The sequence below is a fragment of the Rhodococcus sp. 15-2388-1-1a genome, from assembly GCF_002259145.1.
Taxonomy (GTDB): Bacteria; Actinomycetota; Actinomycetes; order Mycobacteriales; family Mycobacteriaceae; genus Rhodococcoides.
In genome coordinates, this window is the sequence record NZ_NPFP01000002.1 from 13,504 (window position 1) to 36,311 (window position 22,808).

The 22,808-nt window shown below is 65.3% G+C and carries 22 protein-coding genes; 12 read left to right on the top strand and 10 right to left on the bottom strand.

What is annotated here, in order from left to right:
• Positions 1-15 precede the first annotated feature (15 nt).
• The 4 genes from CH302_RS01160 to CH302_RS30825 all read left to right on the top strand — a co-directional run bounded on the left by CH302_RS01160 (position 16) and on the right by CH302_RS30825 (position 3,208).
• Positions 16-768, top strand: a complete 753-nt coding sequence (locus CH302_RS01160; protein WP_037192041.1) for an ABC transporter ATP-binding protein — start codon at positions 16-18, stop codon at positions 766-768.
• The gene (locus tag CH302_RS01165; protein ID WP_037192038.1) at positions 765-2,147 is read left to right on the top strand and encodes an ABC transporter permease; all 1,383 of its coding nucleotides are present in this window, start codon (positions 765-767) and stop codon (positions 2,145-2,147) included. The genes CH302_RS01160 and CH302_RS01165 overlap by 4 nt, the downstream gene beginning before the upstream one ends.
• 203 nt (positions 2,148-2,350) lie before the next feature.
• On the top strand, positions 2,351-2,821 hold the full coding sequence (locus CH302_RS30820; protein ID WP_329955310.1) for a type IV toxin-antitoxin system AbiEi family antitoxin domain-containing protein: 471 nt from the start codon (positions 2,351-2,353) through the stop codon (positions 2,819-2,821).
• A gap of 9 nt (positions 2,822-2,830) precedes the next feature.
• Positions 2,831-3,208 (top strand): endonuclease domain-containing protein, encoded by a 378-nt coding sequence (locus tag CH302_RS30825; protein WP_369679432.1) that lies wholly within the window; start codon positions 2,831-2,833, stop codon positions 3,206-3,208.
• A gap of 116 nt (positions 3,209-3,324) precedes the next feature.
• On the opposite strand, the gene egtD is transcribed toward CH302_RS30825, so the two are convergent.
• From egtD to egtA, 4 genes are read right to left on the bottom strand one after another with little or no spacing between them, the layout of a single operon-like run.
• Entirely contained in the window at positions 3,325-4,290 is a 966-nt protein-coding gene (gene egtD / locus CH302_RS01175) for an L-histidine N(alpha)-methyltransferase (protein WP_037192037.1), read from the bottom strand.
• Between the two features lie 9 nt (positions 4,291-4,299).
• Positions 4,300-5,040, bottom strand: a complete 741-nt coding sequence (egtC, locus tag CH302_RS01180) for an ergothioneine biosynthesis protein EgtC (RefSeq protein ID WP_037192034.1) — start codon at positions 5,038-5,040, stop codon at positions 4,300-4,302.
• Positions 5,041-6,345 (bottom strand): ergothioneine biosynthesis protein EgtB, encoded by a 1,305-nt coding sequence (gene egtB, locus CH302_RS01185; protein ID WP_037192033.1) that lies wholly within the window; start codon positions 6,343-6,345, stop codon positions 5,041-5,043.
• A complete protein-coding gene (egtA, locus tag CH302_RS01190) occupies positions 6,342-7,598 on the bottom strand; it encodes an ergothioneine biosynthesis glutamate--cysteine ligase EgtA (protein ID WP_037192030.1) in 1,257 nt (418 codons plus the stop codon). Before egtA ends, egtB begins: the two co-directional genes overlap by 4 nt.
• Positions 7,599-7,744: 146 nt before the next feature.
• Between egtA and CH302_RS01195 the strand changes: the two genes are divergently transcribed.
• Positions 7,745-8,914, top strand: coding sequence for an aminotransferase class V-fold PLP-dependent enzyme (locus tag CH302_RS01195; RefSeq protein ID WP_037192028.1), 1,170 nt, complete (start codon positions 7,745-7,747; stop codon positions 8,912-8,914).
• Here CH302_RS01195 and CH302_RS01200 read toward each other — a convergent pair.
• The gene (locus CH302_RS01200) at positions 8,857-9,822 is read right to left on the bottom strand and encodes a DMT family transporter (RefSeq protein ID WP_052047772.1); all 966 of its coding nucleotides are present in this window, start codon (positions 9,820-9,822) and stop codon (positions 8,857-8,859) included. The genes CH302_RS01195 and CH302_RS01200 overlap by 58 nt on opposite strands.
• Before the next feature lie 73 nt (positions 9,823-9,895).
• Between CH302_RS01200 and CH302_RS01205 the strand changes: the two genes are divergently transcribed.
• The 3 genes from CH302_RS01205 to pth all read left to right on the top strand — a co-directional run bounded on the left by CH302_RS01205 (position 9,896) and on the right by pth (position 12,033).
• Positions 9,896-10,504, top strand: coding sequence for a TetR/AcrR family transcriptional regulator (locus CH302_RS01205; protein ID WP_052047771.1), 609 nt, complete (start codon positions 9,896-9,898; stop codon positions 10,502-10,504).
• Positions 10,505-10,683: 179 nt separating this feature from the next.
• Entirely contained in the window at positions 10,684-11,346 is a 663-nt protein-coding gene (locus CH302_RS01210; RefSeq protein WP_037192026.1) for a 50S ribosomal protein L25/general stress protein Ctc, read from the top strand.
• An 81-nt stretch (positions 11,347-11,427) separates the two neighbouring features.
• Positions 11,428-12,033 (top strand): aminoacyl-tRNA hydrolase, encoded by a 606-nt coding sequence (gene pth / locus CH302_RS01215; RefSeq protein WP_052047770.1) that lies wholly within the window; start codon positions 11,428-11,430, stop codon positions 12,031-12,033.
• A 102-nt stretch (positions 12,034-12,135) separates the two neighbouring features.
• On the opposite strand, the gene CH302_RS01220 is transcribed toward pth, so the two are convergent.
• Positions 12,136-13,770 carry a fatty acyl-AMP ligase gene (locus tag CH302_RS01220; RefSeq protein ID WP_037192022.1) on the bottom strand — a complete coding sequence of 545 codons (1,635 nt, stop codon included), beginning with the start codon at positions 13,768-13,770 and terminating at the stop codon, positions 12,136-12,138.
• Between the two features lie 146 nt (positions 13,771-13,916).
• Here CH302_RS01220 and CH302_RS01225 point away from each other — a divergent pair, with 146 nt between their 5' ends.
• From CH302_RS01225 to CH302_RS01235, 3 genes are all read left to right on the top strand, one after another.
• The gene (locus CH302_RS01225; protein ID WP_037192020.1) at positions 13,917-15,611 is read left to right on the top strand and encodes a peptide chain release factor 3; all 1,695 of its coding nucleotides are present in this window, start codon (positions 13,917-13,919) and stop codon (positions 15,609-15,611) included.
• Positions 15,612-15,635: 24 nt separating this feature from the next.
• The gene (gene pnuC, locus CH302_RS01230; protein ID WP_037192018.1) at positions 15,636-16,289 is read left to right on the top strand and encodes a nicotinamide riboside transporter PnuC; all 654 of its coding nucleotides are present in this window, start codon (positions 15,636-15,638) and stop codon (positions 16,287-16,289) included.
• A 146-nt stretch (positions 16,290-16,435) separates the two neighbouring features.
• Complete coding sequence (locus CH302_RS01235; RefSeq protein ID WP_037192259.1) at positions 16,436-17,101, top strand: hypothetical protein; 666 nt, start codon at positions 16,436-16,438, stop codon at positions 17,099-17,101.
• Between the two features lie 10 nt (positions 17,102-17,111).
• Here CH302_RS01235 and CH302_RS01240 read toward each other — a convergent pair whose 3' ends face one another.
• The 4 genes from CH302_RS01240 to CH302_RS01255 form a co-directional block, all read right to left on the bottom strand.
• Entirely contained in the window at positions 17,112-18,110 is a 999-nt protein-coding gene (locus CH302_RS01240; protein ID WP_037192016.1) for an enoyl-CoA hydratase/isomerase family protein, read from the bottom strand.
• A 45-nt stretch (positions 18,111-18,155) separates the two neighbouring features.
• On the bottom strand, positions 18,156-18,839 hold the full coding sequence (locus CH302_RS01245; protein ID WP_037192014.1) for a DUF4166 domain-containing protein: 684 nt from the start codon (positions 18,837-18,839) through the stop codon (positions 18,156-18,158).
• 141 nt (positions 18,840-18,980) lie between these two features.
• Entirely contained in the window at positions 18,981-20,777 is a 1,797-nt protein-coding gene (locus CH302_RS01250; RefSeq protein WP_037192012.1) for an ABC-F family ATP-binding cassette domain-containing protein, read from the bottom strand.
• A complete protein-coding gene (locus tag CH302_RS01255) occupies positions 20,777-21,712 on the bottom strand; it encodes a 4-(cytidine 5'-diphospho)-2-C-methyl-D-erythritol kinase (RefSeq protein WP_037192257.1) in 936 nt (311 codons plus the stop codon). The genes CH302_RS01250 and CH302_RS01255 overlap by 1 nt, the downstream gene beginning before the upstream one ends.
• Before the next feature lie 105 nt (positions 21,713-21,817).
• Here CH302_RS01255 and CH302_RS01260 point away from each other — a divergent pair, with 105 nt between their 5' ends.
• Positions 21,818-22,807 carry a helix-turn-helix transcriptional regulator gene (locus CH302_RS01260; protein WP_037192010.1) on the top strand — a complete coding sequence of 330 codons (990 nt, stop codon included), beginning with the start codon at positions 21,818-21,820 and terminating at the stop codon, positions 22,805-22,807.
• Position 22,808: the final 1 nt, after the last annotated feature.

Sequence of the window (22,808 nt, forward strand, 5' to 3'; positions counted from 1 at the left end):
CATAGCGTTGTGGGCATGACAACAACGCTCCCCCCGGTCGCCCGGGCATTCCAGGTCAGTAAGTATTTCGGTGACTCGTCCAATCCGGTGAGCGCCCTCGACAACGTGTCTCTCGACATTCACGGTGGCCAGTTCACCGCCATCATGGGACCGTCCGGTTCCGGCAAGTCGACCCTGATGCATGTGATGGCAGGACTGGACAACGCCAGCTCCGGACATCTGATGCTGGCCGGTGCCGACATCACCGCGGCCAACGACGACGCACTGACCACGCTGCGCCGCACGCAGGTCGGCTTCATCTTCCAGTCGTTCAATCTCGTTCCCACCCTCGATGTTCGGGGCAACATACTGCTGCCGTTCGAGCTCGACGGCCGCGTGCCCACCGCCGAGGAGGCGGCATGGATCGAGCAGCTCATCGACACTCTGGGCTTGCAGGCAAGGGTGAGCCACCGCCCGCATCAGCTCTCGGGTGGGCAGCAGCAACGCGTCGCGATCGCCCGCGCGCTCGGTACGCGGCCGCATCTCATCTTTGCCGACGAACCCACCGGAAACCTCGATTCGCGCACGGGCCGTGAGGTTCTCGGCCTCCTGGCCGCAGCGGTACGCGAGTACGGCCAGTCGATCGTGATGGTCACGCACGACCCCATCGCAGCAAGTTACGCCGATCGCATCGTCTTCCTCGCCGACGGGCGCATCGTCAACGAACTCGGGCGTTCGAGTGCAGAACAGATCTCGAGCTACATGCTGGGAATGGAGAGCGTCCGATGAGCGGGTTGACGTCGGCTCAGGCGTCGAAGGAGCACGGAGCCAGTCTTCTGGTGACGTCGCTGGCGTCGTTCTTCGGTGTGGTGTTGATTCAGGCGACGGCGTTCCTGGTCGACATCTTCGGCGGCGGGGAAGGCGGCGCAGCCATCACCGCGCTGTACAGCGTGGCGCTGGTGTTCATCGGTCTTGCTCTGTATGTCGCGGCGGTGGTCACCTCGAACACGTTCGCGACGATCGTCGCGGGCCGCACCCGGACCATCGCCCTCCTTCGACTGTTGGGTGCCCGGGCGCGTGACCTGCGTCGATCGGTGGCGAAGGAAGGCTTCGTCGTCGGATTGTTCGGTGGTGCAGTCGGTCTGGTTCTCGGTGTCGGTGCCAGCCATCTCGCGCGTGCCGTTGCGGTCTCGGCGGGTCAGTTGCCTGATGTGGCATACACGTCCGTCCAGCCGTTGGTGATCCTTCCGGTGGTGATCGTGGTGCTGACGACCACGCTCGCGTCCTACGTCGGGTCTCGAAAAGTGCTGGACGTGACTCCTGTTCAGGCAACCGGCGGTGCCGTGGACACGGGAGTGGAGACGCCCCGATCGCGGCGGGTGCGCACAGCGCTGTCGATCGTGCTGATCGCAGGCGGAGTGGCGCTGCTCGGACTCGGGATCCTGATCGGGATGGTGAACCCGACCGGCGTTCTGGTCGCCTTCCTCGGCGGTGTCGCATCGTTCACCGGCATCATGGTCGGTGCCTACCGAATTCTTCCCGCGACGCTGAGGCTGGTCGGGAAACTGTTCGGCCGTGGACCTGCGGCGAGATTGGCCTCGGCCAACGCAGTTCGCTATCCGGATCGCAGCACCCGCACCGCGGTGGGACTGCTCATCGGGGTGACTCTGGTGACCACGTTCGCCGTCGCGATGTTCAGCTACCGGGCGATGCTCGTCAACGAGTACGACGAAGCGTCCGTCGACCAGGTCCTCACCGTGACAGTGGGAATCATGACCGGGCTGATCGGGTTCTCGGCCGTCATCGCGGCGGTCGGGATGGTGAACAACCTGCTGCTGAGCATTCTGCAGCGCACCCGAGAGATCGGTCTGTTGCGTGCACTCGGATTCACCCGCACGCAGATTCGGGCGATGATCGTCTCGGAGAGCAGTCAGATGGTGATCGCCTCGATGGGCTTCGGTCTGATTCTCGGCATCGGATACGGCTGGGCCGCAGCGCAATCGCTGCTCGGCTCACTGGATTCACGCGGACTCACTGCTCCCACTCTGCCGTGGGCCGTGATCGCCGGAACCGTGCTGTGCGGTGGACTCCTCGCGCTCGGGGCCTCACTGACTCCGGCACGACGCGCGAATCAAATTTCGCCGGTGGTCGCGTTGGCGGATGCCTGAACCCGATGTCGCCAATGCTGGGCGACGACGGCCGGGCAGGGTTGCGCGCTACCGACGCCGATCGACGGGATCCCGTCGATCGGCGTCCGTAGCGTGCACTGGTGCCCACTCTGCCGGGCCTGCCTGTGGATAACGTCATCGAGTTATCCACAATTGCGAGATTGCCACTGTTGCACGGGCTCCCCAGCCGCAACGGTGTACCAATGGGGGTTTACACGGTGCAGCAGTTGATGGCGCAAGGGTTCAGTACGAGCGGCATTTCGAGACGATCGCAGTCGGGAGAGCTCGTGCGCCTGCTGCCGAAGGTCTACGCGACGGAGAAACCGGACTACTTCGGACTGTGCACCGGTGTGACTCTGTGGAAACCGGACGCCGTGTTGAGCCACGAAAGTGCGGCCTGGTTGTGGGGACTGATCGAGTACGAACCGCGTCTGGTCGACGTCACGGTGGCCCCGAACGTCCAGTCGAGGTCGGTGCCGTGGGTTCGAATACATCGCCGACGCCTCGTCGAGGTCCAGCTCCACCGAGGCCTGCGAGTGGTGTCACTGGAGCAGACATTCGTCGACGTCGCGACCTCGCTGTCGACGCCCGATCTCGAGAAGTTCTTCGACAACGCCATCGACCATCATCTGCCGTGGCGACGGGTCGCCGCACTGTGTGACACGGCACAGTGAATGCACGGGATGGCTGCCGTCCGGAAGCAGCTTCGAACGTGCTGCCCGAGAACACGATCCGAGCCGGAGCGCGTGGTAGCGCGGGCGTTGACCGCTCGCAACTTCACGATGGAGATCAATGCGCGTGTGGGGAAGTTCTACGGTGACCTGGTCGATTATCGAGCACGAGTCATCGTCGAAATCGATGGCCGAGAGTTCCATACGGATTCCGCAACGTTCAACAACGATCGTCGACGGCAGAACGAGTTGGTGCTCGATGGATGGTTGGTGCTTCGATACTCGGCGGCCACGGCGCTTGCCGACCTCGATCGCGTCGTGGACGAAATCATCACCGTGGTGCGGCGTCGCCGGAAGTCGATCGCAGCAACGGACCGTCGACTCCCGTGAAATAGTGGCCGGCACCGGGCCGGATTGCACACTACCGACGCCGATCGACGGGATTCCGTCGATCGGCTCCCGTAGCGTGCACTGGTGCCCACTCCGGTGGTGGCGTCAGCGGATGCCTAGCTCTTGCGAGCGAGAATGAGCGCGAAGCGAGATTCGGCGTCGGACCACAGATGGTCGACGTCGAATCCTGCTGCAGCGAGTTCTGCGGTGATGCCCTCGGGCCGGAATTTCGCCGAGATCTCGGTGCGTAGGTCCTCACCTGCCTCGAAGTGCACGTGCAGATCGAGATCGGCGAGATACACCTCCTGCGGCGACGTGGCCCGCAGTCGCATCTCGATCCACTCCTGCTCGGCATTCCACAGCGCAACATGCTCGAAGGCATCGGGATCGAAGTTGCCGCCCAGGCGAGAGTTGATCACCGACAACACGTTTCGATTGAACTTCGCAGTCACTCCAGCGGCGTCGTCGTACGCCGGAACGAGAACCTTCGGATCGATCACCAGACCGACACCGAGCAACAGATACTCGCCCGGATCCAGGGCGTCGGCGATGGCTCCGAGAAACTCCCGGCGTTCCTCGGGGATCAGGTTGCCGAGCGTTCCGCCGAGAAAAGCGATCGTGCGGCGATCGCCGCCCGGCAGGTTGTGCAGAGTATCGGTGAAATCGCTGACGATGCCGTGCACCTCGAGCGCCGGGAACTCCTGCGCGATCTGCTCGATGGCACCCTCGAGCGCCGAGATGGATACATCCTGTGGCACATACGTTTTCAGTGATCCGTGCTTGACTCCGGCGGAGAGCAGCAACTTCGTCTTCTCCGAGGAGCCGGAACCGAGCTCGATCAACATCGTGGATTCGGTTGCCTCGGCGATGTCCAGAGCATGCTCTTCGAGGAGGGCGCGCTCGGTACGCGTGGGGTAGTACTCCGGCAGCACCGTGATCTGCTCGAAGAGCTCGCTGCCCAGAGCGTCGTAGAAGTACTTGGGCGAGAGCCACTTCGGATCGGCAGTGAGACCGTCCCGCACGTCCTTGCGCAACTCGTCGAGCAATGCTGTGTCGGCCAGATGTACATCCACCGTGCTCATGACGCTCCTTTACGATTCCAGGCTGGAAATGGTGAGATCGGCTGTGGTGGCGACGACCATGCTTCGGTCGTCGACGAAAATCCAGTCGGGTCGATCGTCGAGGGGTTCGGAGGCCATCGTCACCGAATCCTCGGTCCGCAGAACCGACAACGAATGATGCACCGCCGTGGCGTACATGCTCTCGCCGTCCGACAGCAGAAAATTCAGGCGAGCCTTGGGCGACGTCGCGAGGACCCTACGGACCAGCACGCGCAGTGCCGACTCGGGATCATGGGTGCGCAGCAGGTTCCGCAGCACGACCCACAGGGCGGCGGCATCGGTGGGCGCGGGCAACGCGAGCGCGTCGATGGGCGGTACCTCCGACCACAGGTCGGCCATCGACTGCGGCCAGCCGAACACCACACCGTTGTGGCTGAAAGCCCACCGGCCGTCGGTGAACGGGGCGCAGGCGCTGCGCTCGACCGGCATCCCGACGGTCGCCGATCGCACCGCCGCGATCACCGACGTCGAATCGATCTGCGGCAGAACATCGTCCACTGCCGGGTCGGTCCAGATCGGCATCGGGTTGCGGTAGCTGTGCAACCCTTCTTCGCCGTCCCACCACGCGACACCGAATCCGTCGGCGTTGACGGTGCCGCCGCCGCGCATGTCGTTCGGTGCGAAGGATTGGGTGCGCAGTGAGTGATCACCCTGTGTCAGCAGCGATCCGACAGAGGTGGCAGCGCCCAGATACCCGAGATGGCGGCACATTCAGCTGGGCTCGACGTCGCGGGCCAACCTGAATCCGCTGAAGATCTGGCGGCGGATCGGATGGTCCCAGTTGCGGAACGTGCCTCGACACGCCACCTCGTCGGTGCCGAACGAGCCGCCGCGCAACACCTTGTAGTCGCCGCGGAGAAACACCTCGGAGTACTCGGCGTACGGGAACGCCTCGAACCCTGGGTACGGCTCGAAATCCGAGGAGGTCCACTCCCACACGTCACCGATCAGGTGATGCACACCGGCCGAGGAGGCACCGTCGGGATACGCCCCGACGTCGGCCGGTTCCAGATGCCGCTGGTTCAGATTGGCATGTGCGGCAGTGGGTTCGGCGTCGCCCCACGGGTACGCGTTGCTGGTTCGAGTGTCGGCGTCGAAACGCGCGGCTTTCTCCCACTCCGCCTCCGTCGGCAGACGCTTGCCTGCCCAGCGCGCGTAGGCGTCGGCCTCGAACCAGCTGACGTGCACCACGGGCTGATGCGGGCGCACCGGCTTTCGCACGCCGAAGTTGCGACGCCACCACGTGCCATCGGAGTCGGCCTCCCAGAACTGCGGCGCGGTCAGATCGGCATCGACGCGATGCAGCCACCCCTTCTCGGTCCACAGTTCACGGCGTTCGTACCCACCGTCGGCAATGAAGTTCACGAACTGCGCGTTGGTGATCGGGGCTCGGTCGATGGCGAAGGTCGGCACGTGCACGGCATGAGCCGGTCGCTCGTTGTCCAGTGCCCACGGGTCGAGCGAGGTCCCCATCGAGAACGTGCCACCGGCGATGACGGCCTCACCCGACACCGGCACCACCGAGGCCGGTGGAGCGGGAGCCGTCAGAACCGCAGGTCCCGAACGCAATTGATGGGTCGCGAGCATGGTCTCGTCGTGCTGCTGCTCGTGCTGGGCGATCATGCCGAACGCAAAACCGTGCTTCTCGACCGGCCTACCCTCGAACGTGCTGCGATCCAGCACATCCCAGGCCTTGTCGCGGACGGTCTGCACGTAGACGCGCGCTTCGTCCGGCGTGAGCAGCGGAAGCGACGTGCGTGAGGAACGCGAGTGCTTGAACGCGTCGTACAGTTCGTCGATGTCGGGGCGCACCGGATCTCGACCACCGACATCGCGTACGAGCCAGAGTTCTTCCTGGCTACCGATGTGGGCGAGATCCCAGACCAGCGGACTCATCAGCGGCGAGTGCTGCGCCATCAGTTCGGTCTCGTCGACACAATCGGTCAGCGATGCACTACGGGCTCGGCTGCGAGTGAGGACCGTTTCGATCCTGCTCCTGAGTTGTTCGGCGCTCACACCGATTCCTTTCGACTGTGACTTGTCGGCGACAGGGCGTCGAACTCGTCGGGCGGCAGCCCGGCTCGGCACCGCCGAGATGCTGCCCACAGCTGTTCGGTGAATTCCCCGCCGAACTCCGCTGCGAGGTCGAGCAATTCGGTTGCGGCCCTGCGTAGGTCGTCATCTGTCAGCCCGACGCGGGCCGCGTCGAGCCACCGTCCGGCCGTCCCGCCGCCGATCTCGGTGGCGCGTGCGACCAGTTCGGGTGTGGACAGCAGTGCCTCGAACGCCGCCGCCGGAACCACCCACTGGCCGTCCGGCTGCGCGTCGAGATAACGAATCTCGAGGTGCCCGCAGGCGCGCACCTGAGGGAACAGGGTGGTCAGGTGATAGTCGAGATCCCCATGCGTGGGGGCGCGCCCCACAACGCCCGGATCGTCCAACCACTGTGCGAACGTCGTACCCGCGGGCGCTTCCCAGTTCTGGTCGACGCCTTGGATGCAGAGCAGCGGAACGTCGAGTGACCAGCGTGCGTAGTCGGCAATCGGGTCTCCGGTGTTCGGAACCGCAGTCCTACTCGAATCGGTTCTGCTGGAATCGAGTTCGAGCCAGGTCCGCATCCGCTGGGATGCCCACCGCCCCGCGGGTGCACCCGCGAGTTCGGGAGAGCGTGCGAACGCAGCCACGAAGGCGGGACCGATGACGTGGAGCATGTGCCAGCGCGCGGCGACCTCGGCGCGATCACGGCCGGCGTCGACGCTCACCTGAGCCGCAGCGGTATTGCACATCATCAACTTCCCGAAGGGGCCGATGGTGGTGAACCGATTCTCCATCGCGCAGTACCGCGGTAGAACGAGGAGGCGTTCGGGTGCCCGAGAGGTATCTGCCGGAACAGATGCGATGTCGATGCCTGCATCACCGAGAATGTCCCGCAACAGCCGCGCATCGGCGTCGAGCATCGGTGCGAGTTGAGAAACGGATGCATAAGGCGAACTGGACAATTCGACCTGACCGCCGGGTTCGACGGTGACGATGCTTCCGCCCGGCAACGACAGGGCGGGTGACTCGGGATCGATACTGCGCGGGGAATGATCACCGAGCGCAGCGGCCAGAGCCGAGAGGGTCGGACGCGTTCCGTCGTCGAGGGCGGTGAGCCACTCGAGTTCGGCACCGACGAGAGCCGGTGGCCCCAGCTTGAAACACACCTTCGACACATATGCCTCTGCTGCCGGGCGCGAGCTCAGCCCGAGAGACTTCTCGTTGGACGACACTCATTCCTTCTTTCCGCACTCAACACGTTCTCCGCTACCGAACGTACCCAGCTGCGAGGATCGAAAACGCCGCGATCCCTCGTCTCGTCGAGGCTACCGATTGTGGAACTCTGGTGCCCAAGAGTTCGCTACCGAAAGGACGACCGATGCTCGATCACGACCGCATTCGACGCGACACCCCGAGTGCGTCGGGCCGGGTGTTTCTCGACAGCGCCGGATCCTCGTTACCTCCGACCGTCGTCCTCGATACCGCGATCGCGCACCTGCGCCGGGAAGCAGAAATCGGTGGCTACCAGGCTGCGGCCGAACGCCGGAACGACCTCGACGCGGTCAAGACCTCGATCGGAACTTTGATCGGAGCCCCGGCGTCGAGCATCGCACTGAGCGATTCGGCAACGAGGGCCTGGACCGACTTCTTCTACTCGGTACCGCTGTCCCCCGGCGACCGAATCCTGCTGTGCGAGGCCGAATACGCCAGCAACGCGATCTCCGCCCTCCACCGCGCCGAGGTCACCGGTGCAACGGTGGAGATCGTCCCGAGTGACGAATCGGGACGCATCGACGTGCACGCACTGGAATCGATGCTCGACGACCGAGTGAAACTGATCTCGGTGGTACACGCCCCCACCAACGGCGGTCTGATCAATCCCGCCCGTGCCGTCGCCGATCTCGCGCACCGCCACGGTGCACTGGTCCTGCTCGACGCCTGCCAGTCCATCGGGCAGATGCGCGTCGACGTCGAGGAGTTGGGAGTCGATGCGCTCTCGGCCACCGGCCGCAAATGGCTACGCGGCCCCCGCGGAACCGGCTTCCTCTACCTGCGACCGGGATTGGCGTCGACGCTGCATCCCCCTGCCCTCGACTTGCACAGCGCCCAATGGGTCGACCGGCAGACGTATCGAATGGCCGACGACGCCACGCGATTCGAGTTCTGGGAGTGCGACGTCGCGGCCAGGCTCGCCCTCGGAGCGGCCGTGGACTATCTCCTCGAGCTCGGTATCGACCAGGTGGAAGAGGCCGTTGTCGAACGTGCCGAATACCTTCGGGCCGGGCTCCGGGCGATCCCCGGGGTGACCGTGCACGACCTGGGCGATCGCAAGAACGGCATCGTCTCGTTCACAGTGGACGGCGAGGAGCCCGAGGCTGTCCGTGACCGGCTCTGGGACCGGGAAGTGACGGTGCGAGTCAGCTACCGCAGCTCGACGCAACTGGACATGACGAGCCGGGGACTCGACGCCGTCGTGCGCGCATCTCCCCACTATTTCGTCACGTTCGCGGAACTGGACACGATGCTCGCTGCGCTCGCAGGTGAGTGACACTTCGTAGCAGAGCCGGCAGGAGGGGAGCCGGCGGAACGACCCGTCGAACCGTCGCTCACATAGGCAGCAACCCCGATCGCCGAGATCAGCAGCCCACCGACTCCGAGCCAGGTGATCGCGTCGCCGAACATCACGAATGCCCACAACATCGTCGTCGGCGGTGTCAGGTAGAGCAGCACGCTGGCGCGAGTGGGTCCGTTGCGACGCACCACGAACAGGTACGCGCCGTACGCCCCGAAGGTCGAGAGCACGACCGTCCAGGCGACAGCCGCGAGGAAGCCCGTCGTCATCGGCGGTGCGACATCGCCGGCCAGCGCACTCCACGTCATGAATCCGACTGCACTGATGGAACATTGGATCGCCATCGCGAGGGGGATCGGCTCTGTGGGGTCCAGTAGCCGTTGACCGATCGTGCCCACCGACAGTGCCAGCATGCCCGCAGCCGGTAGCAGATAGACGGGCCAGTCGAGGTCGGCACCGGACATGTCCCCCACCACCACCAGCGATACCCCGACGATCCCGACGACCAGTCCCAGGGTCTGCCGTCCTCCGACGCGTTCGCCGAAGACCCTGCTCGACGCCATCGCGACCACCAGCGGCTGCAGTGCGGCGATCAACGCGGCGACACCGGGTGGCACGCCCATCCCGATGCCGGTGATGGTGGCTCCGAGGTAGAGGAACTGACAGAACAGGCCGAGGACTGCGTGGATTCGGATGGCATGCCAGGTGGGGGTCAGCCCTCGATACCGGCACCACGCGATCAGCAGCACAACGGCGACGAGGTAGCGCCAGGCCAGAAGGGTGTGGGCCGGAGCCTCGGCGGTTCCGAGCTCGGCTCCGATGAAGCCCGAACTCCACAGCACCACCAGTGCCGTACCTGCGATGGCGTCGACGCGTGATCTCATGAACCGATGTAAACATACAGGTCTGTATACTTGCAGTGCACCTGTCGCTCACCAGCGCTTTCGAAAGGCAACCATGCTCGACAAGCCACTCACCCCCGCCGGAGAACGCATCCTGACCGTCGCCAGCGAACTGTTCTACGCTCGCGGCATCCGCGCCGTCGGAGTCGACCTCATCGCGGAGGAGGCCGGCACCACGAAGAAGACCCTGTACGACCGATTCGGCTCCAAGGACGGCCTGGTACAGCGATACCTCACCCGCCGATACGGACTGTGGTGCGACCACGTGACGCAGTACGTCGAATCCCTCGACCCCGGCGACGCACGCATCCTCGGGGTGTACGACGCCCTGGACGTCTGGATGCGCGACAACCACCGCGGCTGCGGATTCGTCAACGCCTTCGCGGAGTTCGGCGGCACCGACAGCCCGGTGCTCGCGATCATCGAGTCCGAAAAGAACTGGACGAGATCGCTGTTCGCGCGACTGGCCGACGAAGCCGGATACCCCGACGCCGAACAGCTGGGAACCCGACTGTCGGTGTTGCACGAGGGCGCGGTGGTGATGGGGACGGCGGGAGCTCGCGACGACGCGATAGCGGTCGCGCGGGGCATCGCGTCCGACCTGCTGGCTGCACTCGCAGGTGCACGCACGTTCGCAGCAGGGGTCGAGCTTCCACGCACCTGACGTGGTCGTGTATTGTTTCCCAGGTTGTCTCGGCGAGGGTAGATCCGGAAATCTTCGGATCCACCGTTATCGACGCGGCTCGGCCCCGTTGGCCGCGCTCGTTCGTGTCCGCCCCGACGAGCTTGACCGCCCGACGAAGTACGCCGCACGAACCACATTTATCAGGAGCACCTAGCACCATGGCATCGAAGGTAAACAATCTCACCGCGCTGGTCCGCACCGAATTCGGCAAGGGCGCTGCTCGCCGCACCCGTCGCGACGGCCTCGTTCCCGCCGTTCTGTACGGACACGCCACCGACCCCCAGCACCTCGCGCTGGACGCACGCGCGTTCGCAGCGGTGCTGCGTAACGACGGCACCAACGCCGTGCTGACCCTCGACATCGACGGCAAGTCCCAACTGGCTCTGACCAAGTCGATCGTCGTGCACCCGATCCGTCGCAGCATCGAGCACGCCGACCTCCTCGTCCTGAAGAAGGGCGAGCGCGTCACCGTCGAGGTCAACATCATCGTCGAGGGCGACGCCGCACCGGGAACCCTCGTCACCACCGACTCGACCGCGGTCGAGATCGAGGCCGACGCACTGGAGATCCCGGAGAACTTCGTCGTCTCCGTCGAAGAGGCTCAGATCGGTACCCAGATCACCGCAGCCGACCTGGACCTTCCGTCCGGCGTCACGCTGGTCTCCGATGGCGAGACGCTGCTCGTCAACGTCGTCGAGGCTCCGTCCGAGGAAGACCTCGAGGCCGACGGCGAAGGCACCGAGCCCATCTCCGAAGAGGGCGAGGCCGAGACTCAGGAAGAAGCCGAGTCCAAGGACGAGGAAAGCTCCGACGAGAGCTGATACTCACCCCCGCACGTCGAACGGCGCGCCACTTCCCACGGGAGGTGGCGCGCCGTTCGCCTTCGAATAGCCGATGAGAGAATGACGCACGTGAGCACCGAACCTGCACCCCTCGACGGGCCCGCACTGATCGTCGGCCTGGGAAACCCCGGTCCGCAGTACGAAAAGACCCGTCACAACGTGGGATTCATGGTGGCCGACGCCCTGGCCGGACGCATCGGCGGGTCGTTCTCCTCGCACAAGAAGTCCAACTCCGACATCGTGCAGGCCCGTCTCGGCAGTCGCTCGGTGATCATCGCCAAGCCGCGTACCTTCATGAATCTCTCGGGCCAGCCGGTGGCTGCGTTGGCGCGTTTCTTCTCGATCGAGCCGGCGAACATCGTGGTGGTGCACGACGAGCTGGACATCGACTTCGGTGCTCTGCGACTCAAACTCGGCGGCGGCGAAGGCGGCCACAACGGCCTCCGCTCGATCTCGCAGCACCTGAGCACCAAGGACTACCTGCGGGTGCGCGTCGGCGTCGGGCGGCCACCGGGGCGAATGGATCCGGCGTCGTTCGTGCTCAAGCCGTTCTCGGCCGCCGAACGCAAGGATCTCGGCGTCGTCGTCGAGGAAGCCGCCGATGCCGCGGAGCTCCTGCTCTCGGCCGGCCTCGAAGCCGCCCAGAACAGGGTGCACCCGCGCTGATCGGGAGCGAACCTCACACCCCTGTTGTGAGGCGCGCGCCGCCTCTCGCGTCCGAGCGTGGGCGCGCACCCCGCAGAAAGGGTGTGAGGTCTGCAGCCCGTTTCAGTTCAGCAGCGACGCCGAATTCGCCCGACGCAGTTTGCCGCTCGACGTCTTCGGAATACTGCCCGGCCCCAATACCGCAACGGTTCGGGGCCGTACACCCACCTCCGAGTGCACCGCGTGGATCACTTCGCGTTCGATGCGCTTGACCTCATCAGGGTTGTCGATGTCGTTGGTTTCCACTGCCACCGCGAAACTTTCGCGCTTGTCACCGGCATCGAGCCGAATGGCGACGGCATTGCCCGGCCGCACACCCGCAACGGTGCCCGCGGCCCGTTCGATATCGGTGGGATAGATGTTGCGACCACCCATGATGATGACGTCCTTGATACGTCCGCAGACGACCACCAGTTCGTCCTCGGTGATGTAGCCGACGTCACCGGTATCGAGCCAGCCCTCCTCGTCGAGTGTCGACACCGGACCCTCGACGGTGATGTATCCGGGCGTGACGGCCTTGCCTCGCACCTCGATGATGCCGACGCCGCGCGCGGTGAGCACCTGCCCCTCCTTGTCGACGACGCGTCCCTCCAACCCGGGAACGAACTTGCCGAGCGTCGCGAGGGAACGGGTGTTGCCACGGGTGGACGGGACAGCGCGACCGAGGGTCTCGAGCAGGTCCGCGTCGACCACGTCGATCACCTGCCCCTGAGCGGGATCCGGAATCGACACCGCGAGAGTCGTTTCCGCCATTCCGTAGACCGGAGCCAGAGCCAGCGGGTTCAGCTTGTACCGGGCCCCGGCCTCGGCGAGCGCGGTCATGGTGTCCGGATCGACCGGCTCGGCTCCGTTCCAGGCGTAGCGCAGAGTCGACAGATCGAGATCCAGATCGTCCTCGGCCTGACTCAACCGCCGCGCCAGCAGCGAGTACGCGAAGTTGGGCGCTGCGGTGACGGTTCCGCGGTACTTGTGAATCAGCTTGGCCCACAGCAGCGGCGAGCGCAGGAAGTCCAGTGGCGTGATGCTGACGACCTCGGCACCGACCTGCATCGGCACCGACAGAAAGCCCACCATCCCCATGTCGTGGAACAGTGGCAACCAGCTGACCATCACATCGGAATCGACATCGAATTCGATGCGATCGATCATGGCGTAGGCATTGACGTAGAAGTTCTCGTGCGTGATCCGCACGGCCTTCGGCGAACCGGTCGAGCCGGACGTGAGTTGCTGCAGCGCGATATCGGACTCGGCCGTCGGCACCGGATCGATATCGCGACCGGTCTTCATGTCCTCGATCTTCAGCACCGTGATGCCGCGCTCCTCGAGCACCGGTGCGGCGATGTCGAACGGAGCCCCGAGAATCACGGCCTTGGCCTCGATCATCCGCACGACGGTCTCGGTGTCCTCACCCCAGACGGCGAGGTCGGTCCGCGGAGTGGGCTGGTGCAGCATCGTCACCGATCCCCCGCGCATCCACGTCGCCTGGCACGCGGGCGCGATGTCGACCGGCTGACCGGCCAGGATCCCGATCGCGTCCCCGTGTTCGACGCCTGCGTCGGCCAAGGCGCCTGCCATGCGCCGCGCCTGCTCGTGGATCTCACCCCAGGACTGCCGAAGCGCCTCGTCGGGCTCGCCGGTGACCAGACCGTGCTTGCTGGTGCTCGCGGTCTCGAACATCTCTTCGGTGAACTTGCTCAACGCGCATCTCCTCGTGAGGGATCTCCCGGCCCACCGTTCACAGTAGGCACTCCCGCCCCGACCGAGGGGAACAACGGGCCGCGTATCCTTTAATTTTGCCCCGGCCACTCTTTCGGTGCCGCCCTTGCTACGAGAATGAGGTCTTCGTGAGTACCCCGTCCAGCACCCCCGACGTCGACGCAACGCTCGAAGGGTCCGGACCGGCAGCGCTCGACGAGTCCGGGACCACCCGAGGCCAGGCCAAAGAGCTCGAGACCGAGGTCGCGAGGCGTCGAACATTCGCGGTGATCTCGCACCCCGACGCCGGTAAGTCGACGCTCACCGAGGCCCTCGCCCTGCATGCACGTGTCATCTCCGAGGCCGGTGCCATCCACGGCAAAGCCGGCCGTCGCTCCACCGTCTCCGACTGGATGGAGATGGAGAAGGCCCGCGGTATCTCGGTGAGTTCGACTGCGCTGCAGTTCAATTACCAGACCTCCCCCGACGCCGAGATCACCAACGTCATCAACCTCGTCGACACCCCCGGCCACGCCGACTTCTCCGAGGACACCTACCGCGTGCTGACCGCCGTCGACGCGGCAGTGATGTTGATCGACGCCGCCAAAGGCCTCGAGCCGCAGACCCTCAAGCTGTTCCAGGTGTGCCGCCAGTTCGGCATCCCGGTCATCACCGTCATCAACAAGTGGGACCGCCCGGGCCAGTCGCCGCTCGAGCTCCTCGACGAGATCGAGTCGCGGATCGGTCTGACGCCGACGCCTCTCTACTGGCCCGTGGGGATCGCCGGTGACTTCCGCGGCCTGCTCGACGTACAGGACGGCAGCTACATCCGTTTCACCCGCACCGCCGGTGGTGCGACCATCGCGCCCGAGGAATTCATGACGGCCGAGGCCGCGGCCGAACGTGAGGGCGTCGACTGGGACACCGCCGTCGAGGAGAGCGATCTGCTGATCTCGAGCGGTCAGCAGCACGATCAGGAGATGTTCCTGGCCGGTCAGACGTCGCCGGTGATCTTCGGCTCCGCGATGCTCAACTTCGGCGTCCGGCAGATTCTCGACACACTCGTGGCCCTCGCTCCGTCACCCGGCCCGCGTGACGACGTCTCCGGCGGCGTACGCGAGGTCACCGATCCGTTCAGCGCCGTCGTGTTCAAGGTGCAGGCGGGCATGGACACCGCGCACCGCGACCGGCTGGCATTCATGCGCGTCGTCTCCGGAGTGTTCGAGCGCGGCATGGTCGTCACCCACTCGCAGACCAAGAAGCCGTTCACCACCAAGTACGCGTTGACGGTGTTCGGCCGCGACCGTACGACCGTCGAGAACGCCTACCCGGGAGACATCGTCGGCCTCGTCAACGCAACCGCACTGGCCCCCGGTCACACGCTCTACACCGACAAGAAGGTCGAGTTCCCGCCCATCCCGTCGTTCGCACCCGAGCACTTCTCGGCACTGCGCGTCGACAGCGCCGACAAGTACAAGAAGTTCCGCCGGGCCGTCGAGCAACTCGACTCCGAGGGCGTCGTTCAGGTGCTGCGCAACGACATTCGCGGCGACGCGTCCCCCGTGCTCGCCGCCGTCGGACCCATGCAGTTCGAGGTCGTCACTGCACGAATGAAGACCGAGTTCGGCGTCGATGCTCGCATGGAACCACTCGGATACTCCCTTGCTCGACGCACCGACGCGGCCTCGGCCGTCGAGTTGGGTCGCCAACGCGGTGTCGAGGTCTTCACCCGCACCGACGGCGCGCTGCTGGCGCTGGTGAGCGACAAGTGGCGGCTGCAGTACATCCAGAAGGAAATGCCCGAACTGACCCTCGAACCACTCGTCGCCGCCGGTGATCAGTAGCTTGCACTCGCTCGTTGCGGGCTCGTGCTGATCGACCTGCTCGACGCGGAATTCTCCGTTCTCGGGCACCCGATTCTGTGGCGTGAGGTGGTCGGCAACGGTTTCGGCCTGCTCTCGGCGATCGGTGGGATGCGACGCGTCGTGTGGGCGTGGCCGGTGGGCATCATCGGAAATGCGTTGCTGTTCACAGTCTTTCTCGGCGGCGTGTTCCATACTCCGCAGGCGCTCGATCTGTACGGCCAGGCCGGGCGACAGCTGATGTTCATCGCCGTGAGCGTCTACGGGTTGATGCGCTGGCTGCGCGATTCGAAGCGTTCGGGGGCCGCGGTCGTGCCGAGGTGGGGCACGGCGCGGGAGCGGACGGCGATGATCGTCGTCGCGATCGTCGGCACGGTGGTGTTCGCGCAACTGTTCGGCTACCTCGGCTCGTTCGGCAAGTGGGCCGACGCGTGGATCTTCACCGGATCCATGCTGGCGACCTTCGGAATGGCGCGTGGCCTCACCGAGTTCTGGCTGATCTGGATTGCGGTGGACATCGTGGGCGTACCACTGCTGATCGTCGCCGGGTTCTATCCGTCCGCGGTTCTCTACCTCGTGTATGCCGCGTTCGTGGCCTGGGGATTCGCCGTGTGGTTCAGAATCCAGAACAAGAGCTTCGGTCAAAAAATGGCGTCGTAAACAATCGTGATGCTACTCTCAGCGTGTCCGAACAAACTTCGAGTACGTTTTGCGTGCTCGACGCCGACCAGACCGTCCTGATCGATACCCGATCGTGACATCTCGGCGCGGAGTCACCTGGGAATCACGATGAAGTGGAAAACGACATGACTAAGGGATCGAACTACCCATTGGCCGGGATCAAGGTCGGTGGCGCTCCCGCGCATCGTTTGGCGACGCCGCCGAAGTCCGACTCCGCTTCACCCGCCGGTGTCCGCACCGATTCTTCGGCGGCAGCGTCCGCCGAGAAGGCAGTCGAGACTGCTACCACCGAGAAGTCGGAGGCAGTGGTCACGTCCACCGAGAAGGCGTCCGCAACAACGCCTGCACCAGCAACGTCGTCCGCCACGGATTCAACGACCCCCCACGCGGATCGACGTCGTCCAGAGAAGCCCGCCACGGAATCGAACGAGGTTGAAGTGACTACAAGCGATCAGATCTCAGAACACGGCCTGCCCACCAACGGCCGCTCCACGTCTCACGGCTCCACCGCCGGCTCCTCGCCGTCGCTCGGCCGCGGCCAGGGACCCGACCGTCGCACCGCCATGGGTGTCGCTTCGGTACGCATCGCAGGACGCTTGACCCAGAACGAGCTCGGCAGCCGCACCGGCGACATCCGCACCCCCGACACCTCCGTGGGCCCCGACGAGCTGCTCCAGCTCCTCGGCGAGTACCTCGTCTCGGGTGGCCTGCAGAACCCCGAGATCCACGTGCGCTCCAACGGCCAGACCATCGTGCTGGACCTGCAGAACCCCGCCAAGGGCTACCGCTGACCCCTATCGGTCACAACAGCTGCTGGAATGCCTCTGGTCGCACCATCTCGAGTACCAGAGGCTTCCATTGCGGCGCTCGGTCCTTGTCGACCAACACTGCGCGGACACCCTCGGCGAAGTCCGGTTCGGTGATGATCCACGTCGCCATCCGCAACTCCCGATCGAGACATTCACGCAACGTACTGTCCGCTCCCCGTGTGATCAGCGCGTCGGTGGCCATCAGGGATGTCGGCGACAGCGTCGCCAACTGAGTCTTCGTCGTCCGCGACCAGGGGGTGTCGCACACCAGCGCGTCGATGATGTCGACGAGTGAGTTCCTCTCGAACACTGCTGCCACCGCCTCCGCGTCGAACGACAGCTCGGTCGTCGCCGGCGCAGTGGTGTATCGATCCAACACCTCGTCGATGGCAATGCCGCCGAGGATGTCGGCTTTCAGACCGTCCACCGCGTCGCTCGGGCAGAAATGCGTCGCCAATCCCAGTGCGAGCGCGTCGGATCCGGTGATCCGAGTTCCCGTCAGCGCCAGGTAACGTCCGACATGGCCCGGCAGGCGCGAGAGAAAGTAGCTCGATCCCACGTCCGGCACAAAACCGATCGCCGTCTCCGGCATGGCCAACACGGCGTTCTCGTTGACGATCCGGATGCTGCCGTGAATCGAGATACCCAGTCCACCGCCGAAGGCCGCAGCTTCGATGACGGCGATGTAGGGCTTGGGGTAATTCGCGATCAGCTCGTCGAGGTCGTACTCCGCCGCGAAGTACGCCGGCCCGGCCTCGTGGTCACCGTCGACGACGGCCTGCCGAATCGCCTTGATGTCGCCGCCCGCGCAGAAGGCCCGAGGTGAACTGCTCGTCACCAGAACGGAAGTGACGGCGTCGTCGTCGCGCCACGCATCGAGTGCGGCGCGGATGCCCTCGATCATCGCACCGTTCAACGAGTTCAGAGCCTCCGGCCGGTTCAGGACGATATGCCCTACGGCACCGACGATCTCGGCTTCGACAACGGCCACTGTTGACTCCTTCACACGCGGATCGTTCGACGCGTAAGAGTAGCGCTATTCGCGAGACTCGACCGACCGCGGACGCGCGTCACCGGGAATGTCGGCGGACAGGCAGGGCCGCTCTTCCGCAGTGAACCAACCGCGATAGAGAAAGAGCTGTCCGAGCACCGGGCTCTTCACCTCGATCTCGATGCGATGCCGCTCCTCGGCCGCGTCCCACCACTCCCGACCGATCGTCACTGCCGACGCCACCTTGGGCAACTTCGGCGCAAGTGGGCCGAGCAGGAATCGCGGCACCTCGCTCTCGAGCACCAGGCCACCGTCGGCATCGACCTCACACCTGGTGTGCACCACCATGTCCGAGGAGAAACCCAGGTAGTCGAGGGCATACGTGTTGGACTCGGCGGAAGACACCATCACCGAATTCATCCCCTGCGGGCGGCCCGCGAAAGCGAAGCGACGCACGAAAGACAGTGTCTCGCGGCCCAGTTCGTCGACATACGCATAGTTGGCAATGGTGAACGGCACGTCCTTGCCGACGCCGGCGGGAAAGAGACCGCGCTTGCGTCCGGCCCACAGCAACGGCGGCGGCACGAGCCGAGAATGCGTCATCTCCTCCATCACGCCCACCCCGAACTGAGCGAGATCGTCCGAGGACTGCAATCCGAAGCGCCACTGAACCTTGGGATGCAGACGGGCAAAATCCGAACCGAGTACTTCCGCGACCACCGATGCCATGTCTCCAGTATGCGCATCGGGCACGTGAGCGAAACGTCGTAGTGGGCTACGAGCCCAGGAGTGGAGCCTGCGGAACGACCCATTTCTCAGAGTGGAGCCTGCGGAACGACCCATTACTCAGCCACTCACATGCCGCAGGCTCTACTCCAGCTCTGCGGCCAGTTCCATCCATCGTTCCTCGGCGACATCCTTGTCGGCGAGGACCTGCTTGAGCTCGGTGTCGAGGGCGACGAGCTTGCCCTGCTCGGTGGACGCGTCGACCAGTTCGGCGTGCAACTCGACCTCACGCTTGGAGAGCCGAAGGACGAGCTTCTCGAGCTTGCTGAGTTCCTTGCGGGCCGCGCGCTCGGAGGCCGCATCACGGGTGGCCTTGCGCGGTGCCCCGCCGGTGGTCAACGAGTCCGGCGTCGCGTCGGCGGCGAGGATGGCCCGCCTGCGCAGGTACTCCTCGATGCCGCCGGGAAGGTTGGTGAGCTTGCCGTCGCCGAACAATGCCCACGTCGAATCACAGATGCGCTCGATCAGGTACCGATCGTGACTGATGACGACGAGGGTGCCCGCCCAGCCGTCGAGGATGTCCTCGAGCTGCTGCAGGGTGTCGATGTCCAGATCGTTGGTCGGCTCGTCGAGCAGCAGCACGTTCGGCTCGGCCATCAACACGCGAGTGAGCTGCAGCCGACGACGCTCGCCACCGGAGAGATCTCCGACGGGGGTGCGCTGACGCGCCGGGGTGAAGCCGAGCCGCTCCGCGAGCTGGCCCGCAGAGATCTCTCTGTCGCCCAGGGTGATCCGCTCGGCCACCTCCTTGACCGCGTCGAGAACACGCAGCTTCTTGGGCAGGTCGTCCAATTCCTGCTTCAGCCAACCGATCTTGACGGTCTGGCCTTGGATGCGCTTACCTGCGGCAGGCTGCAGTTCACCGGCGAGCGTACGGAGCATCGTCGTCTTACCCGAACCGTTGACGCCGACGAGACCGACGCGCTCACCGGGAGCCAGACGCCAGGTGAAGTCCTTCACCAATTCGCGGCCGTCGGGGGTCTCGAGGCGCGCGTCCTCGAGCTCGATGACGACCTTGCCGAGACGGCGCTGGGCGAACGAGGACAGCGCGACGGAGTCACGTGGGGCGGGAACGTCGGCGATCAGAGCCTCGGCTGCCTCGATGCGGTACTTGGGCTTGGACGTGCGGGCCGGGGCACCGCGGCGCAGCCACGCCAACTCCTTGCGCGCGAGGTTGCGTCGACGCTCCTCGGACGCGTCCGCCTGGCGGGACCGCTCGGCACGCGCGAACACCCAGTCGTTGTAGCCACCCTCGTAGGCCTCGACGCCACCGCCGACCACTTCCCACGTGCGATTGGCGACGGTGTCGAGGAACCAGCGATCGTGGGTGACGACCACCAGCGCACTGCGACGGCTGACCAGGTGCGCTGCCAACCATTGCACGCCCTCGACGTCGAGGTGGTTGGTCGGCTCGTCGAGGACCAGCAGGTCGAGATCCTGAACCAGGGCCGCTGCCAACGCCACTCGTCGACGCTCGCCGCCCGAGAGGTTGTCGATCGGCGCGTCGAGTCCCGAACTTCCTGCAGGCCCGAGATCGGCAATACCGATGCCCGTCAGGATGTTTCGCACCCGAGAGTCGCCCGCCCACTCGTGCTCGGCCATTCCGAGTGGGTCGAGGACAACCTGGCCGACGGTCGAACCGGGAGGCAACACGCCGCGCTGCGTCACGACGGCCATCCGCAGACCGTTGACGCGGCTGACGCGTCCCGAATCGGGCGGCTCGATGCCGGCGAGCACCTCGAGTGTCGTGGTCTTACCGCCGCCATTGAGGCCGACCATGCCGATCCGTTCGCCCTCCTGCACGCCGAGGGAGACGCCGTCGAGCAGCGGCTTGACGCCGAAGGACTTGCTGACGTTTTCGAGATTGACGAGATTGACCATCAGGAAAAACCAATCGATTCACTAGTGACAACACGAGCACCGGGAACCGGCCCACTCGCAACACGGACGGTGCGGCACACACCGGCACCGGACAATTCAGCGCTCACCGACACCGCCGCATCGGCGTCGGCGCACAGGAACGCACAGGTGGGGCCCGAGCCGGACACGATGCCCGCCAACGCCCCGGCGGTGACTCCCGCACGCAGCGTGCGACGCAACTGCGGCATCAGCGACACCGCAGCGGCCTGCAGATCGTTGCCGAGCAGCGGCGCGAGCGCACGCGCATCGCCGGACGCCAGCGCATGCATCAGATCCTCGGTGCCGCCGAGGCGAGGCGGCTCACCCTTGGCACGCAGTTCGTCGAGTTCGTTGTAGACGGCGGGCGTCTGCAGACCGCCCTTCGCCAACGCCAGCACCCAGTGAAAACTGTTGCGCGAGAGCACCGGAAGCAGCTTCTCCCCGCGACCGGTTCCGACCGCGGTTCCGCCGTGCAACGAGAACGGCACGTCGCTGCCGAGTTGGGCCGCCACCTCGTCGAGCTCGTCACGCGAGAGATCGAGATGCCACATCGCGTTCAGTGCCACCAGAGTCGCGGCGGCATCGGCACTTCCGCCTGCCATGCCACCGGCCACCGGGATTCCCTTGTCGATGGTGATCTCCACCGACGGCTCTCGCCCCACCCGATGCCCCAGCAACTCGGCGGCCTTCCACACCAGATTCCGCGAATCGGTGGGAACCACCCTCGCGTCGTCGCCTCGCACCCGAACCGAGAGCGTCTTGGCCGGAACCACCGACAGTTCGTCGGAGAGCGAGAGCGCCTGGAACACCGTCGTCAGCTCGTGGAAGCCGTCGGGACGCAGGTCACCGACCGACAGATGCAGATTCACCTTCGACGGGGCCCGAACGACGACGGGTGTGGGAACGACAGACAGCACGAGTAACCACAGTAGTGGAGAAACAGCGGCCGAGTTCACCACCAGGGCGGGGACGACGGGCCAATGCGGACTGTAGTTGTCCGCATTGCGTGGCATCGTGACGTCATGAAGGAAACATCGGCTCGGTTGTTGCGATTGTTGTCTCTGTTGCAGACGCGTCGTGACTGGGCGGGCGCGGAACTGGCCGAGCGGCTCGACGTCACTCCTCGCACGCTGCGGCGCGATGTGGACAAGCTGCGCGACATCGGTTACCCGGTCAATGCGACGCCGGGAGTCGGAGGCGGCTATCAACTCGGTCCCGGTGCCGAAATGCCCCCACTACTGCTCGACGACGACGAAGCGCTGGCGGTGGCGTTCGGGTTGCAGTCCGCGGCGGGTGGCTCGGTGGCGGGTATCGGGGAGGCGTCGTTGCGGGCGTTGACGAAGCTGCGGCAGGTGATGCCCTCACGCCTCCAGCATCGGCTCGACGCGTTGCGCATCGACGTGGTGGAACAGACACCGCGTTCGGCGGTGGATGCGTCGGTGCTGTCCGCGGTGGCGGCGGTGTGCCACGCACACGAGCGGTTGCGGTTCGACTACCGCAAGCACGACGGTTCCGAGTCCAGGCGCGAGGTGGAGCCGTACAGCCTGGTACGGGCGGGGGCGCGCTGGTATCTACTGGGTTGGGATGTGCTGCGGGAGGATTGGCGGTCGTATCGGGTGGATCGCCTGATTCCGAAGATTCCGACGGGTCCGCGGTTCACACCCCGGCAGCTGCCGCCGGGCGGTGCGGCGGCGTTCGTCTCGAAGGGAATCGATAGTGCGTTCGCCCGAGTTCAGGCCCGGATCGCGTTGCACGCGCCCCTCGAGACGATCGCTCCGATGATCGACGAGCAATGGGGCACACTCGAATCCATCGACGAGCGCACCTGCGCGGTGGTGTTGGCCGGAGATTCACTGCCGTCGATCGCGCGGTGGCTGGCGGCGTTCGACACCGACTTCACGGTGCTCGATCCGCCGGAACTGCGCGAGGAATGCCGCGTCGTGGCCGAGCGGCACGCGAGGCTGAACGAGCGATACCTCGCGGCGGTTCACCCTCCGGTAACCGGTACGTGAG